The organism is Fervidobacterium sp., assembly GCA_026419195.1.
In the GTDB taxonomy this organism is placed as follows: domain Bacteria; phylum Thermotogota; class Thermotogae; order Thermotogales; family Fervidobacteriaceae; genus Fervidobacterium.
Map to the genome: position 1 here is coordinate 111,464 of JANZZV010000003.1, position 15,668 is coordinate 127,131.

General features: G+C 37.4%; 13 protein-coding genes and 1 tRNA gene. 10 read left to right on the plus strand and 4 right to left on the minus strand.

What is annotated here, in order from left to right; translation table 11 throughout:
- Positions 1 to 18 precede the first annotated feature (18 nt).
- The 7 genes from N2Z58_02500 to N2Z58_02530 all read left to right on the plus strand — a co-directional run bounded on the left by N2Z58_02500 (position 19) and on the right by N2Z58_02530 (position 6,511).
- Entirely contained in the window at positions 19 to 1,074 is a 1,056-nt protein-coding gene (locus tag N2Z58_02500) for an ABC transporter substrate-binding protein (GenBank protein ID MCX7653534.1), read from the plus strand.
- 45 nt (positions 1,075 to 1,119) lie between these two features.
- Positions 1,120 to 2,241, plus strand: a complete 1,122-nt coding sequence (locus tag N2Z58_02505; protein ID MCX7653535.1) for an ABC transporter substrate-binding protein — start codon at positions 1,120 to 1,122, stop codon at positions 2,239 to 2,241.
- 65 nt (positions 2,242 to 2,306) lie between these two features.
- Positions 2,307 to 3,200 (plus strand): branched-chain amino acid ABC transporter permease, encoded by an 894-nt coding sequence (locus N2Z58_02510; protein ID MCX7653536.1) that lies wholly within the window; start codon positions 2,307 to 2,309, stop codon positions 3,198 to 3,200.
- A complete protein-coding gene (locus N2Z58_02515) occupies positions 3,197 to 4,240 on the plus strand; it encodes a branched-chain amino acid ABC transporter permease (GenBank protein ID MCX7653537.1) in 1,044 nt (347 codons plus the stop codon). The genes N2Z58_02510 and N2Z58_02515 overlap by 4 nt, the downstream gene beginning before the upstream one ends.
- The gene (locus N2Z58_02520) at positions 4,240 to 5,061 is read left to right on the plus strand and encodes an ABC transporter ATP-binding protein (protein MCX7653538.1); all 822 of its coding nucleotides are present in this window, start codon (positions 4,240 to 4,242) and stop codon (positions 5,059 to 5,061) included. Before N2Z58_02515 ends, N2Z58_02520 begins: the two co-directional genes overlap by 1 nt.
- Entirely contained in the window at positions 5,048 to 5,758 is a 711-nt protein-coding gene (locus N2Z58_02525; GenBank protein MCX7653539.1) for an ABC transporter ATP-binding protein, read from the plus strand. The genes N2Z58_02520 and N2Z58_02525 overlap by 14 nt, the downstream gene beginning before the upstream one ends.
- Positions 5,759 to 5,848: 90 nt before the next feature.
- Complete coding sequence (locus tag N2Z58_02530) at positions 5,849 to 6,511, plus strand: endonuclease (GenBank protein ID MCX7653540.1); 663 nt, start codon at positions 5,849 to 5,851, stop codon at positions 6,509 to 6,511.
- Positions 6,512 to 6,657: 146 nt separating this feature from the next.
- Here N2Z58_02530 and N2Z58_02535 read toward each other — a convergent pair whose 3' ends face one another.
- The 4 genes from N2Z58_02535 to N2Z58_02550 form a co-directional block, all read right to left on the minus strand.
- Complete coding sequence (locus N2Z58_02535; protein ID MCX7653541.1) at positions 6,658 to 8,502, minus strand: ABC transporter substrate-binding protein; 1,845 nt, start codon at positions 8,500 to 8,502, stop codon at positions 6,658 to 6,660.
- Positions 8,503 to 8,593: 91 nt separating this feature from the next.
- The gene (gene proC, locus N2Z58_02540; GenBank protein ID MCX7653542.1) at positions 8,594 to 9,376 is read right to left on the minus strand and encodes a pyrroline-5-carboxylate reductase; all 783 of its coding nucleotides are present in this window, start codon (positions 9,374 to 9,376) and stop codon (positions 8,594 to 8,596) included.
- Positions 9,373 to 10,440, minus strand: coding sequence for a glutamate 5-kinase (gene proB, locus N2Z58_02545; GenBank protein MCX7653543.1), 1,068 nt, complete (start codon positions 10,438 to 10,440; stop codon positions 9,373 to 9,375). The genes proC and proB overlap by 4 nt, the downstream gene beginning before the upstream one ends.
- A gap of 4 nt (positions 10,441 to 10,444) precedes the next feature.
- Positions 10,445 to 11,692, minus strand: coding sequence for a glutamate-5-semialdehyde dehydrogenase (locus N2Z58_02550; protein ID MCX7653544.1), 1,248 nt, complete (start codon positions 11,690 to 11,692; stop codon positions 10,445 to 10,447).
- Positions 11,693 to 11,833: 141 nt separating this feature from the next.
- On the opposite strand from N2Z58_02550, the gene N2Z58_02555 reads away from it, so the two are divergent.
- The 3 genes from N2Z58_02555 to murD all read left to right on the plus strand — a co-directional run bounded on the left by N2Z58_02555 (position 11,834) and on the right by murD (position 15,635).
- Entirely contained in the window at positions 11,834 to 13,987 is a 2,154-nt protein-coding gene (locus N2Z58_02555) for a sodium-translocating pyrophosphatase (protein ID MCX7653545.1), read from the plus strand.
- Positions 13,988 to 14,077: 90 nt separating this feature from the next.
- Positions 14,078 to 14,154, plus strand: a tRNA-Pro gene (locus N2Z58_02560).
- Positions 14,155 to 14,366: 212 nt separating this feature from the next.
- Positions 14,367 to 15,635 carry a UDP-N-acetylmuramoyl-L-alanine--D-glutamate ligase gene (gene murD / locus N2Z58_02565; protein MCX7653546.1) on the plus strand — a complete coding sequence of 423 codons (1,269 nt, stop codon included), beginning with the start codon at positions 14,367 to 14,369 and terminating at the stop codon, positions 15,633 to 15,635.
- The last annotated feature ends 33 nt before the right edge of the window (positions 15,636 to 15,668 follow it).

The window sequence follows — 15,668 nt, forward strand, 5'->3', positions numbered from 1 at the left end:
GTTTTTGTTTTTTCAGCTATTCGTATAGGTGTTTTTGAACCATTAACTGGAGCATTCGCAGCTGGAGGTCAACTTACAGTTAGGGGTATCAGACTTGCCAACGAACTATTTCCAACCGCTATGAAGCAAAAAGTAGAACTTGTCATTCTCGATAACAAAACAGACAAGGTAGAAGCAGCGAATGCAGTTACAAGGCTTATACAAGTTTACAACGTAAGTGCTATTATTGGAAGCTATGGTAGCTCTTTGGCAATTCCAGGAAGTGAAGTTGCAAACAGAATGAAGGTTCCCATGGTAGGTTGTTCACCAACCAATCCACTTGTCACAAAAGACAAGGAGTATGTTTTCAGAGTTTGCTTTATCGACCCATTTCAAGGTACTGTTATGGCAAAATTTGCAGTAGAAACACTTAAAGCTAAGACAGCATACATTATTCAAGACATATCTTCTGACTATTCCGTTGGTCTTGCTCATTACTTTAGAAATGCATTTATACAGTTTACCGGTAACTCAAAATCAGTTCTTGGCGTCGCCTCATATCAGGGAGGAGACCAAGATTTCACTGCCCAGCTTACGCTTGCAAAAGCCAAAAATCCCGATGTTCTCTTCATACCAGCTGGTTCATATGGTGATGCTGCGCTTATCATGAAACAAGCAAGAGAGATGGGTATTAAATCTATATTCCTTGGCGGAGATACTTGGGAAGTTCCAGAGATTATAGATGTTGCAGGAGATGCGGCGGAAGGTGCTTACTTTAGCACGCATTTTGACGAAAAGGTTATGACTACTGAAATGACGAAGAAATTTGTTGAAGCATACAGAAAAAAATACAACGAAGAACCGAATGCATTTGCAGCCTTGGGATTCGATGCCTATCTTGTAATTATTGATGCTATCAACAGGTCAAAATCATGGAAACCAGAAGATATAAAGAATGCTTTGGCACTTACGAAAAACTTCCAAGGTGCAACTGGAAACATCACATTTGATGAAAACGGAGATGCGATAAAAGATGCTATCGTGAAGAAGATTGAAAAAGGTGCGTTTAAATTTGTGACAGTTGTTAAACCGTAATTTTTTTAGACAGTTTTATAAAAATAATTAAGGTGGGTGAGAATAATGAAAAGGTGTGTTGTTTTATTGATTCTTTTAGCCAGTATAGTTACGATTTTTGCAGCTAACGAAATAGTAATAGGAGTAACTCAGCCACTTACTGGTAATTATGCCATGGGTGGGCAACTTGGCCTTAGAGGTATTGAAATGGCTTACGAAGAGGTCCCATCTGTACTTGGAAGACCTATAAAACTTGTAACACTTGATAATAAAAGCGACAAAATAGAAGCTGCAAATGTTGTCACAAGGCTTATAGAACAATTTAAAGTTGTTGCTATACTTGGTACATACTCAAGTGCTCTTGGTATACCAGGTGCTGAAATTGCTAACAAAAATAAGGTTGTTTACATAGCTCCTTCAAACACAAATCCTCTTGTTACAAAGGATAAGCCATACGTTTTCAGGGTTTGCTTTATTGATCCATTCCAGGGAACTGTTATGGCAAAGTTTGCAGTCCAAAATCTGAAAGCAAAAACAGCGGCAGTTATTTACGACGTGTCCAATGACTACTCTGTTGGTCTTGCGTATTATTTCAGAGATGCATTTATCAAATTGACAGGAAATTCAAAAGCAATACCTGTTTACATAGCCTATCAAGGTGGAGACCAAGACTTTACAGCGCAGTTGACAGCTGTCAAAAAAGCAAATCCAGATGTTATATTTATCCCTGCAGGTATCGTTGGAGATGCTGCACTAATTGCAAAACAAGCAAGAGAATTAGGACTGAAACAACCATTACTTGGTGGAGATACCTGGGATTTGCCACAGTTAATAGAAATTGGTGGTCCTGCAGTTGAAGGGGCATATTACAGTACAATGTTTGATGTTAAAGCAGAACTTTCCGATAAGACAAAACCGTTTGTTGAAAAATATAGAAAGAAATATAACGAAGATCCGGGATATTTACCTGCTCTTGCTTATGATGCTTACATGGTCTTAATCGACGCAATTAGGAGGGCAAACTCAGATAAACCAGAAGACATAAGAAAGGCTCTTCTGACAACAAACTATGTAGGTGTTTCTGGTAGAATCAGATTTGACCAAAACAGAGATGCTATAAAAGACGCCGTTATTAAGACCATCAAAAATGGAAAATTTGAGTTTGTAACGGTTATAAAAGGCGACTAATTATTGTTTTTTGCGCTACGCCTTTTGGCGTAGCGCATTTATTAAACGATCTTGGGGGTGTTTAGATGGATATTAATCTTTTTATGCAGCATATGGTCAATGCTATATCACTTGGTTTTGTGTTTGGGTTAGTGGCAGTTGGCTACGCTTTGGTTTACGGAGTAGTTAAGTTAGTTAATTTTGCGCATGGTGACGTATTCATGATGGCTGCATATTTTATGTTCTATACTTCTTTGATATTTGGTGCTCCGTGGCTCAGTGCAGTCATTCTTGGTATTGCGTTTACTTCTTTACTTGGTGTGGGTATAGAAAAGGTTGCTTACAAACCTTTAAGAAAATACCCTAGGATAAATTCCCTTGTTTCCTCTATAGGTATGTCATTTTTACTCCAGAATTTCGCAGTTGTCGTTTTTGGCGGTATACAGAGGTCATTTCCTGTACCAGAACCGATGAAGAAAACACTTGTTTTAGGCGAGGTAAGAGTTCAAGCGGTTTCTATTTACACTATTATATTTTCTATTGTTGTTGTGACGCTCCTAACGTTCATTCTACAAAAAACAAAAATAGGTCTTGCCATGCGCATACTTTCCAGAGACTTTGATACAGCAAGATTAATGGGAATAAATGTTAATAGAACAATTTCATTTACATTTGCGCTTGGTTCTGCTTTAGCAGCAGTAAGTGCTGTCTTCTGGGCACTTAGATATCCGCAGATTTTCCCATTTATGGGACAATATCCAGGAAGCCGCGCGTTTATAGCGGCAGTTGTTGGAGGTATAGGAAGTCTTAAAGGTGCACTAATTGGTGGTTTTGTCTTAGGTATGCTAACGGTACTTCTTCCAGCGTTCTTCCCGGAATATTCTGGTTACAGGGAAGCATTCATTTTTGCACTTCTTGTTATTGTGTTAATATTCAAGCCGAATGGTCTTTTTGGTCAAGAGGCAGGTGAAAAAGCGTGAAGCGAACAACACGTGTTTTGCTTAGTGTTTTACTAATCCTGGCTGTTTATGTATTTGTGTTTTTTGCAGAAAGGTTTATGGATCCATTCATAAAAAGAGTCTTAAATACGGGATTTATATATGTTATCTTGGCAGTTAGCTTAAATCTTATAAATGGATTTACAGGTCAATTTTCGCTTGGTCATGCTGGTTTTATGGCAATAGGTGCGTATTCTTCAGCTTTGCTGTACATGTCTGAAGAACAGAAAATATCTAACTTTTTTATGGAGCCGTTAATCTCTCCACTTGATAAAATACAGATACCGTTTTTCTGGGCAATTATTGTTGGTGGCTTAATGGCAGCTATTGCTGGATTCATAGTTGGTGCACCGTGTTTGAGAGTAAAGGGAGACTATCTTGCAATAGTGACGTATGGTTTTTCAGAAATTATACGTTCGCTTTTCAACAACCTTCAGAATATTACAAATGGTCCACTTGGTTTAAAGGGACTTCCAACACACACTAATCTTTGGTGGACCGTTAGTTGGGCAATAATAACTATTATAGTTATCAAAAGAATTGTTGATAGTTCATATGGGAGAGCACTTAAAGCTATCAGAGATGATGAAGTTGCCGCTGAAAATCTTGGTATAAATCTTTTTAGACACAAGGTACTTGCTTTCGTAATTGGCGCGTTCTTTGCAGGGATTGCTGGTGGTCTTCTTGGAAGTTTGTTGATGACTATCGATCCGAATTCATTCAGCATACTTTTTACTTATCAGATAATAACTATAATACTGCTCGGTGGACTTGGTAATATAACCGGAAGTGTTATAGTTGGTATTGGATTTGCATTTTTGATGGAAGGTTTAAGATTTGTTGAAATGCCAATGAAAATATTTGGAGTTACTATACCAGGAATTCTTGGTATGCGTATGCTAATATTCTCCATACTGCTCATGGTTACAATACTGTTTTTCAGGCAAGGTTTATTTGGCAACAGGGAATTCAGTTGGGAAGGAATTGCGAAACTCCTTTCCAAAAGGAAGGTGAAACGGTGATGGTTCAATCAGTCGAAGTTGGAAATTCAAAAAAATCTCCCACCAAACCAACAGTTTTAAAGATGGAACACGTTACAAAACGTTTCGGCGGTCTCGTGGCGGTTTCTGATTTTAACCTTGATTTGAAAGAAGGCGAGCTTCTTGGCCTAATAGGGCCAAATGGTGCTGGAAAAACGACAGTATTCAACCTAATTACTCACGTTTTTCCCGTAAGTGAAGGAAAAATGGAATTTTACGGTCAAGACATAACTAAATTGAATACTGATAAAATAATAAGACTTGGAGTGGCAAGAACATTTCAAAATATAAGACTCTTCTCCAATATGACGGTTAAAGAGAACATTATGACAGCGTTTCACGCTCACCTCAAGTCTGATTTGTTTACATCTATTTTTTTCCTACCAAAATATCAAAGAGAAGAAGAATACATCAAAGACAAGACGTGGGAACTTATGAAAGAAGTTGGTATCGAACATCTTGCTGACTATAAGTCAAGTTCTTTGCCTTATGGGTTACAGAGGAAACTTGAGATAGCGCGTGCACTCGCTACAAATCCAAAGTTACTATTACTTGATGAGCCAGCAGCTGGTATGAATCCGGATGAAACACTCGAACTTAACCAGCTTATACTCAGAATAAGAGATAAATACAAACTGACAATCATTGTTATTGAACACGATATGAAAGTTATAATGAATATATGCGAGCGCATAATAGTTCTTGATCACGGAGTTACAATAGCTGAAGGTACACCTGAGGAAATCCAAAAGAATCCATTAGTCATAAAAGCTTATTTGGGCGCAGGTGATGAGGATGCTTGAGATTTTGGATTTACATGTACATTACGGTGGTATACACGCAATTAAGGGTATATCAATGAAAGTGGAAGAAGGTCAAATAATATCTTTGATAGGTGCTAATGGTGCTGGAAAGTCCACTACACTCAGAACAATTTGTGGTCTTAAAGAAGCAACAAGAGGTAGTATAAAATATAAAGGAACAGAGTTAACAAAACTTGATACGAGTGAAATAGTTAGACTTGGCGTCACAATGGTACCAGAAGGAAGGCGTGTTTTTTCTAACCTAACAGTCTACGAAAATCTACTTGCAGGAGCGTATCTGAGAAAGGATAAGGAACAAATAAAAAAGGATATTCAGTATGTGTTCGAACTTTTTCCCAGATTACAAGAAAGAATAAATCAGCGTGCTGGTACGTTGTCTGGTGGGGAACAGCAAATGTTAGCTATAGGTCGCGCTTTAATGTCAAGGCCAAAATTACTGTTGTTTGATGAACCTTCCTTAGGACTTGCACCCGTCATAGTTAAAGAAGTCTTTCAGATGATAAAGAGAATTCACAGTGAAGGAGTTACGATACTATTGGTGGAACAAAATGCATATGAAGCATTGAAATTATCAGATTATGCATACGTTCTTGAGACAGGTAGGATTGTTTTGCAAGGTACGGGTAAAGAACTTTTGGAAGATGAGCGAGTTAGAAAAGCATACCTTGGAGGATAAGATCATGTAGAGAGTCATTTCCAATTTTTGGCGCGGAGCTCAAACTCCGTGCTTTTTTTTATGATATAATTAATGTTTGAGGTGATAAGCTTGGATTTGGAGTTGTTATACAAAAAGCTTCTGGAAGTTCACGGTAAGCTTGGAAAATGGTGGCCGGGAAGTCCAGAAGAAATAGTTATCTCCGCAATACTTACTCAGAATACAAATTGGAAAAATGTCGAACGAGCAATGGAAAATTTAAAAGCTAAATGCACTAGCCTTAATGGAAAAGATTTCTTAAAGTGCATTTATAGGTTGAAGAGTAATTTAGCTGAGCTTATAAAACCTGTTGGTTTTTACAATTTAAAAGCTCAAAGATTGGTTAATTTGCTTGAATGGCTTAAATCCTACGATTTCTCAATGGAGGAAATCAGTAAAATTGAGCTAAACAAACTCCGAGTCCAGCTTCTCAAAATAAATGGCGTAGGAGAAGAAACAGCCGATTCTATTATACTATACGCAATAGAAAAACCGGTATTTGTTATAGATGCATACACAAAACGCTTGTTGAGCAGACTATATAATATAAAGTACAGAAAGTACGATGAGTATAAAGACTTGTTTGAAAGCTCTATTAGCAAAGCTACTGATGTCTACCAAGAATATCACGGGTTGATTGTTGATCACTCAAAGAAATACTGCAACTCAAAACCTATGTGTAAAGAATGCAATTTAAGAGATATGTGCATTTATCCGGTACATAATCAAGTCTAAAACAGCAAGTGTTAATCGCAAGTTCACCGAAAAACTCAGAGTAATATTCCAACATATTGATGTTAAAAAGTAGATAATTTAAAAAGCTATTAAAATAGCGACTGAATAAAAAAGCGAGGGTTTTATCCCTCGCTTTTTATGATTAACTATTGTTGCTTGTACAATTCAAAGTAATCATTACCAGGGCGCATTGGATTTTCATACCATCCTTTGACCCAAGCTCTCTGTGCTCTAACACCGACAGGTTGGTAAACAGGTATACTTATGTAATTATCTATTGCAAATTTTTGAATTTGAATGTAAAGTTTCTTTCGTTCATCTGGATCTGCTGAATTTCTTGCTGCCTCAATCAACTCATCAAGGCTCTTTCCTCCAAGTTCTTTTCTTGGTGTACTGACAAACTTTTTGAAATTGTCTCCCTGTCTTGGAGCATATGTACCTGCTGAGTGGTAGAATGTAAATATAAAATTGTCTGGATCAGGAAAATCAGCAAGCCAATTGAATATCGGCATCGGCAATTCCGATTTTCTCATCGCATCAAGATAGCTGGGCCAATTTAACGCAACAACATCCACCTTTATTTTTCCTGGAGCTATCATTTCCATGTACGTTTTAATCATTTCCGCAATTCTTTGTCTCATCATGTTACCAGTATTGTAAGCAACCGTGAATTTCAGACCAACTTTTAATGCTTTTCCTTCCCACGCCTTTTCGAGGGCTTTTCTTGCTTCAGCTATGTTAAATCTGTAAAGAGGCAATGTCGGATCAAAACCAAGTAATGTATTAGGCAACGGCGATGGAATCCTAATACCGTATCCTTTGAGAACATCTCTAATAACCGCGTCATAATTTATTATGTAGGAGACTGCTTTTCTTGCGTTTACGTCACTGAAGAAATCCGGTGGCATTCCATTACCATCCCATTTACCACTACCAATGTACTTGCTATTGGGAGATACTGACCAGGAAAACCCAACAGCAACAACCGACAAACTGGGTATGTTTTCAATTATTTGAATATCTTTATTACCACGAATTTGATCTAAATATTCTAAAACTATTGCAATATCATCGGCATCACCTTTTTCAAGCATAAGTTTTCTCGTACCCCATTCGCTTACAGTCATTATGATAACTTTCTTTAACTTCGGTTCGCCTCTCCAGTAATCTTTATTAGCTTCAAGAACAACTTTTCTGCTTGTTCTATCCCATTCAATAAGTCTGTAAGGACCTGTACCGATCGCCGTCGCATACAGTGGTGATTTTTCTTTTGGTATGTTTCTATACTTCCACCACGTATCTGGTTTTCCATCCCAGAGTCCCATTTTGATAGATGTTTCTTTATCAAGGACAGCAGACCAACCAACCGTATGTGCCATTACTGTCAAAAATGGACCGTACGGTCTGGCAAGTTTGAACACAACATTATCACCTTGAACTTCGATAGCCGGATCTATAACCTTTGTGTAAAGTTCAACAAGCTTATCTCTGAATTGAGGCAGTGGTTCACCATCTTTGAATATCTCAGCAACAGGTTTGCCAACATAATTGGAGATCATTTCGTTCAGTGAATTAACAGCGAAAATAGCATTCCAAAGCATCCACATTGGTCCACCTGTTGGGTCATACAATAATCCTCTTTCAAAAGAATACTCCACATCTTCTGGCGTTAACGGATTACCATTGTGAAACTTCACACCTTTTCTTATTGGAAAAACATAGGTTTTGCCACCGTCTTTTATTAGTCCATTTTTAACTGTTGGAACTTCCGTCGATAGCCGAGGTTCAAATTCTGTAAGACTGTTCTTCTTGTAGGCTATTAGACTTTCGTAAACGTTGTAGATTATTTCACCACTCACAGTATCATACGCCTGATGAATATCAAGTGTATCCGGTTCCCCTACACCAGCAGAGACGTAAGTTGTAGGGTCAAACGCAAAGACTGTTACTACGACCACTAGAAATGTTACAAAAAATACTCTTTTTGACATCTTTATCCCCCCTTGTAAAAAGTGTCACTATATTATATCACTTTTGAAATAAAATCCAAAATTTTTATTTAATAATTTGTGTAATAAATAGCTATAACTCTTGGCTTTTTTTGTAAGCTTCGTAAATAGCTGACATAATCGCACCTTTCACTCCGTTTTTCTCTAATTCATACAACCCGCGTATTGTCACACCTCCAGGCGATGATACAAGATATTTTAGTCTTGAAGGTTCCATGTTTATGTGTTCAAGTAACTTTATCGAACCTTCGAAAGTTCTCAAGACGATATCTCTCGCATAATCAGGGTTTACACCTATATTTATCGCACCTTCAATAAAGCTTTCCAGTATAAATGCAACAAATGCCGGTCCGCTACTGTTGAGTACTGTAAACGCATCGAACTTCTCTTCTTCAAGTTCCATGAGCTCACCAAGTGGAGACATCAATTTTTCAAATTTCTTTCTGTCATCGTTTGATATTGAATCGGTATAGCATACTGCTGTTATCCCTATAGAAATCTTGGAAGTTATAGTTGGCATAATTCTAATTATTTTGCTTTTCTTTGTGGATTGCGATATATCAGAAATCTTTTTCCCAGCAGCCGTGCTTACCAATATCTTGTTATTCTCCTCTAAAGGTCTCAATTCTTCGTATACAACGGACGTTTGTTGTGGCTTAACGCATAAGAAAATGTAATCAGAGCTTTGGTAAACTTCCTTAACGGATGAACAAACTTTTACATTATCGTACCCTTCATACTTTCTAATTTTGTCAACAGAACGATTGTAGATATAAAATTCGTATTCATCATCTTTGTCAAGTACCTCAAGTATCATGCTACCAATATTTCCCACACCAATTATACCAATTCTCATAACTTTCCCTCCAATATTGTGTTGTCAGCGTGGATTACTTCTTCATATGTAAAGATGTCTTCAGGTATTTCATTTGTCTTCATACCTTTAATAACCTCAACCTCATCAGAAGAATAATTAACAATCCCCTTTGCAAACAACTTGTCGTTAAAGTAAATCGATACAACATCTCCTTTATCAAATTTCCCTTCTACTTTCAGTATACCAACTGGCAGCAAGCTTTTTCTCTTGGACATAGCTTCAAATGCCCCATCGTTTACGTATATCCTACCTTTAGGTTTGCTAATATACTTCAACCAAGAAAGTCTTTTGGAAAGCCTCCTACCACTTTGAACTACAAACCTCGTCCCAGGATTTTCACCATTCAATACCCTTAGTATATTCCCAAGCTCATTACCGTTTATTATGTAAGTTTTAATACCACTTTCTGCGGCCATCCTTCCAGCAATTATCTTTGAATCTATTCCTCCGCTTCCAAATGATGTCTTTTCAAGTTTCGCAATCTTTACTTGATCAAAACCCACAACATATTCTTTTACAATCTCTCCATTCTCACCAATAACACCATCCACCGACGTTAAAAGTAACAGATAATCTGCTCCCCAGCATATCGAAAACATAGCAGAAAGTATATCATTATCGCCTAATTTTATCTCTTCAACAGCTACTGTATCATTTTCGTTTATTATGGGAATGACCTTAAAATTTTCCAAACCTATTAACGTGTTTCTCAAATTAAGAAATCTTGTCCTATCAGAAAAATCATCTCGAGTTAGAAGAATCTGTGCAACTTTCCTGTTGTAAAAACTGAATGCATTTTCATATATATTCATAAGCTGCACTTGACCAACTGCACAAAGTGCTTGTTTTGAAACCATATCATGTGTATCTATCTTTAAAACTTTACGGCCACTGGCCGCAGCACCGGATGTAACAATCGCCACTCTGTGTTTATTATTAAGGAGTTTGTTTACCGTGGCGACCATTTCAATAATGTACTCCTTTTTTATACCACCTTGCCCTACTAAGAGATTACTACCCACCTTTAAAACAACTTTTGCCACGTTTTTACCCCCTTACATGATAGTCACCAAAAATAATGAATTTTGTAGTTGTTAATTCTCTCAACCCTACCGGTCCTCTTGCGTGTAATTTTTGTGTGCTTATACCTATCTCTGCTCCCATCCCAAATTGTCCACCATCTGTAAACCTGGTCGAGGCATTTACATAGACCGCTGCTGAGTTTACTAAATTTAGAAATTTCATGGCGTTTGAGTAATTTTCTGTTAAGATAGCCTCTGAATGACTTGTGGAATACTTTCTTATATGTTCTATTGCCTCATCAATAGATTCAACAACTTTAACCGAAACAATTAAATCTAAATACTCTGTCTCCCAGTCTTGGTCCGTTGCTGGAATGCAATTTATAACCTGACATGTCTTTTCACAACCTCTGATTTCAACGTTTTTTGTGTCAAACAGATTCTTTAATTCAGGTAAAAATCTTGAAGCTATGTTCTTATGAACTAAAATAGTTTCCACAGCGTTACATGTACCTGGTCTTTGAGTTTTGGCATTGTCGACAACTCTAAGAGATTTTTCAATATCCGCACTTTCATCAACAAATATGTGACATACACCAGCTCCCGTTTCCAGTACTGGAACAGTTGAGTTTTTGACAACATAATCTATCAGTCCTTTCCCACCGCGTGGAACAACTAGATCTATTAATCCGTTCTGTTTAATAATGTAGTCAACAACACTGCGATCTGTTGATTCAACAAGTTCAACAGCATATTCTGGAATAAACGATTCTTTTAACGCCTCTTTTATAACTTTTAATATGAATTTATTAGTGTTCAACGCATCAGAACCACCTTTTAATAGTATGCTATTACCAGATTTGAGTGCAAGAGCAGTAGTTTCAACTGTAACATTTGGTCTTGATTCGTAGATAATAGCTATGACACCTAATGGTACCCGTACCTTATAAATTCTCAAACCATCTTCTCTTGTGTAAGAATCGACAACTTCGCCAACAGGATCTTTTAAACTTGCCACAGTATAACATGCGTTTATCATCTCGTCTATCCTTTTATCATTTAACCTAAGTCTATCGATTAGTGATTCACGAAGGCCTGCTACCTTTGCAACTTCAACATCTTTGGAATTTTCCAAGATTATCTCTTTCCGATATTTCTCGATCTTTTCGGCAATTATTTTCAAAGCTTTGTTCTTTTCTTTTGTGTTTATTGAAGATAAAATTACCGAAGCGTCTCTTAACCTAAGAAGTTTTTGAGCCAATTCATTGTACACGATTTATCCCTCCTTTGAGTTTCTAGTATTAACTTTTTCGCATATTATACCATAAATATGAATAATTTTATAACTTAAGTATGGTATAATATACCAAAAGTCTCATCGAACGTTATCTTCTTTGCAAAGGAGGGGAGAACTATGGAACTACTTTTCTTTTTTGTTCCGTTTGTGGGGCTTTTGGTGGTTTATATTAACTTCTCGGCTATGCTTAAAAAACCTGAAGGTACAGACCTAATGAAAGAGATTTCGTCTTTAATTCGTCGTGGTGCCGACACATTTATTAACCATGAGTACAGAACCGTACTTACGTATGCTATCGTTATTGCCGTTGTTCTATCAATATTAACAGCATGGTATGTCGGTGTTGCCTTTTTAGTTGGAGCAGCGATGAGTTCACTTGCTGGATACATTGGAATGAAGGCTGCTACAAGGGCGAACGCAAGGGTAACCGAACAAGCAAGGTTAACAAAACAAATAGGTAAAGCTTTAAAAGTCGCATTCCAAGGTGGCTCTGTTATGGGAATATCTGTAGCAAGCTTGGCTTTGTTAGGTTTGAACATTGTTATACTACTTTTTAAACATCAACTTGAACAGAGTTCTATGATACTTGTTCAAAATCGGATTGGTGTAAGTTTCATACCTTTTGCAATGACAATATCAGGCTACGCACTCGGTTGCTCAATAGTCGCTATGTTTGACAGGGTAGGGGGAGGAGTTTACACAAAAGCGGCTGACATGGCTGCAGATCTTGTTGGTAAGACCGAATTAAAGCTACCAGAGGATGATCCGAGAAATCCAGCAACTATCGCTGATAATGTAGGTGACAACGTGGGAGATGTTGCCGGACTTGGCGCAGATCTTTTAGAAAGTTACATGGGTGCAATACTGTCAGTTATAGTTTTAGCGTGCTATACATTTGTGCTTTCTGGACAAAAATACTATGATGTTCTTCTAAATTTGGTGTATTACCCTGTTGGTTTTGCAGCTGTTGGTTTAATATCGTGCATCGTAGGAATTCTGTTCGTCATACTAAAAAAATCTTCAGATAAACCTCATGCAGAATTAAACTATTCGCTGATAATATCAGCGTTACTAACAATTATTGGTAACTATTTCTTCACTGATATTATCCTAAACAAACCAAATTACCAAGAAGCGTTGGTACTATACGGTTTTAGATTTGGACCATTTTCCGCATTCTTTGCCGCAATAATAGGTATATTTGCTGGAATAATCATTGGTTTGCTCGCGGAATATTACACTTCAGATAACTTTACCCCAACAAAAAGGCTGAGTTATAAATCGATCGATGGAACGGGGATGGTTATAAGCGGTGGGATGGCACTTGGTATGAAAAGCACATTTTTACCATGTTTGGTTCTTTTCTTTTCAATATATCTTGCCGATAGACTCTCTGGTCTTTATGGTGTTGCTATGGCTGCAGTAGGAATGTTATCGTTTGTTGGAACATCTGTAACTGTGGATTCATACGGACCCATAGCGGATAATGCAGGTGGTATTAGTGAAATGGCTGGACTTGAACCTGAGGTTAGGCATATAACCGATAGACTTGACATGGTTGGAAATACAACAGCTGCTATAGGAAAAGGATTTGCAATAGGTTCGGCATCACTTGCTGCATTATCACTTTTTGCATCTTACATGTTCTCACAAACTACACCTGGTGAATATGTTAAAAGTATACAAGAATTGCTTAATTTAAATATAATAAACTCAAGGACACTTGGTGGAGCTGTTTTGGGTGCTTCATTACCTTACCTTTTCAGTGGAATATTGATAGAAGCAGTTGTCAAATCAGCTGGAAAGATGGTTGAAGAAATAAGAAGACAAGTGAAAGAAAAACCAGGTATTCTCGATGGAAAAGAGAAGCCTGATTATGAAAAATGTATAGCTATTAGCGCTGATGGGGCTTTACGTGAGATGGTGTTACCAGCCATGATATCTATCGCCACTCCGCTTATATCTGGTTTCCTTTTTGGTGTTCAATTTGTTGGTGGATTACTTGTTGGTACAACGCTTAGTGGTATCATGCTTGCGTTATACACAGCTAACGCAGGAGGGGCTTGGGACAACGCAAAAAAACATCTTGAGCAAGGTAAAATCAAAGGCTTAGGAAAGGGATCACCTGAACATGCAGCACTCGTTGTGGGCGATACTGTGGGTGATCCGTTGAAAGATACCGTTGGTCCAAGTTTGGATATACTGATAAAAATAATGGCTGTTGTATCGTTAATCTTTGCTCCCTTATTTGAAAGATTCAGTATCTTGTAACATTTTCTTTCAAGCAACGGACATTGAAACACTTGAAATAAGAGAAAAGTATGGTAAAATGATATAATAGCAGACAAAAAATAATCAAATCGGGGTGTAGCGCAGGTGGCTAGCGCGCTTGCATGGGGCGCAAGAGGTCGCTGGTTCAAGTCCAGTCACCCCGACCAAAATCGGACTTCGAATCGAGATTCGGAGTCCGATTTTTTTTTTACGTTAACAAACCAAGATCTACAAGGAGTTTGAAAAAGTCCAATGTTGTTTTGGAAATATAACTTTTTATTAAACAAAGAATTATCATGAATGATAAAATATATTCCAGAAAGGATAAACAAGCTAGGGTTGGTATTAGCAATTTTTAACAAAGAGGAGTGTGACATTTGTGAAATATGCGCTATTAGGTTTCGGATTAAGTAATAAGTACGCAGCAAAGTTTTTGATGAAAATTGGTGAAGAGATCTTTGTTAGCGAAGGTGGGAAACTTTCGCAAGACGATAAAAAATTCCTTGATGAAAACAAAATACCATACGAAGAAGGAGAAAATTCCGAAAAAATTCTTCAAGCAGAGGTAATATTAACCAGTCCAAGTGTACCTCACAACCATCCTGTACTTGTCAAAGCTCAACAGCTAGGAAAATACGTTGATACCGAGATAACGTACTTTATGAAATACTTAGACTGGAACCCAAAAATCATCGCCGTCACCGGCTCGGTAGGCAAAAGTACAACAGTTGCAATGATAAATCACTTAATTTCAAAATTTTCATCGTCTCAAATCTCTGGAAATTTTGGAATTCCGATTGCACAAGTATTATTAGAGGGAAAAAAGCCAGGTTATATAGTTGTTGAAATAAGTAGTTTTCAATTGTATTGGACACCCTATTTCAAACCTCATGTTGCCGTCATAACAAACATCTATCCAAATCATCTTGACTGGCATCCAACGATGGAACATTACGCAAACTCAAAAATGAAAATTGCGAAATTTCAGGATAAACAAGACTATTTTATCTACAATCCAAAAGATACTGAAACACTCAAAAGAATTCAATACGTACAAGCAACAAAAGTACCTTTTATCGCAGATTTTGAATTTGAAGAAATCCCATTCCACATACGCACAAGACAGAATGTCGAAAACATAGCCGCTGCAAAGACAGTTATTAACGTACTCAACTTACAATTTAATATGAACATGCTTGAAGATTTTGTCCCACTTCCACACAGAATGGAATATTGTGGGACAATAAACGGTGCACATTACTACAACGACTCGAAAGCGACAAATGCGGCTGCAGTTGTTAAAGCTCTTGAAAACTTCGACAAGAATCTCTTTCTTATAATCGCTGGCAAAGGAAAAAATGAAGATTACACTGTTTTAGCTGATAAAATAAAAGAAAAATGTAAACACGTGGCAATAATCGGTCCCATAGCTGATTCAATCGAACCTTACCTAAAAGAAAGGAATGTGAATTACAAAAGGTATTCTGATATTGAGCAAGCAGTAAGAGAAATATCTCAGATAGCAAGAGAAGGAGATTTCGTACTTTTGGGACCGGCTGGTGCAAGCTACGACGCGTACAAAAACTTCGAAGAAAGAGGCAACCACTACAAAAAAATAGTTAAAGAAATTCAAGATGCTTTTTCTTAAGGGTCTGAAGTAAAGCTTAATCGTGAATATGCC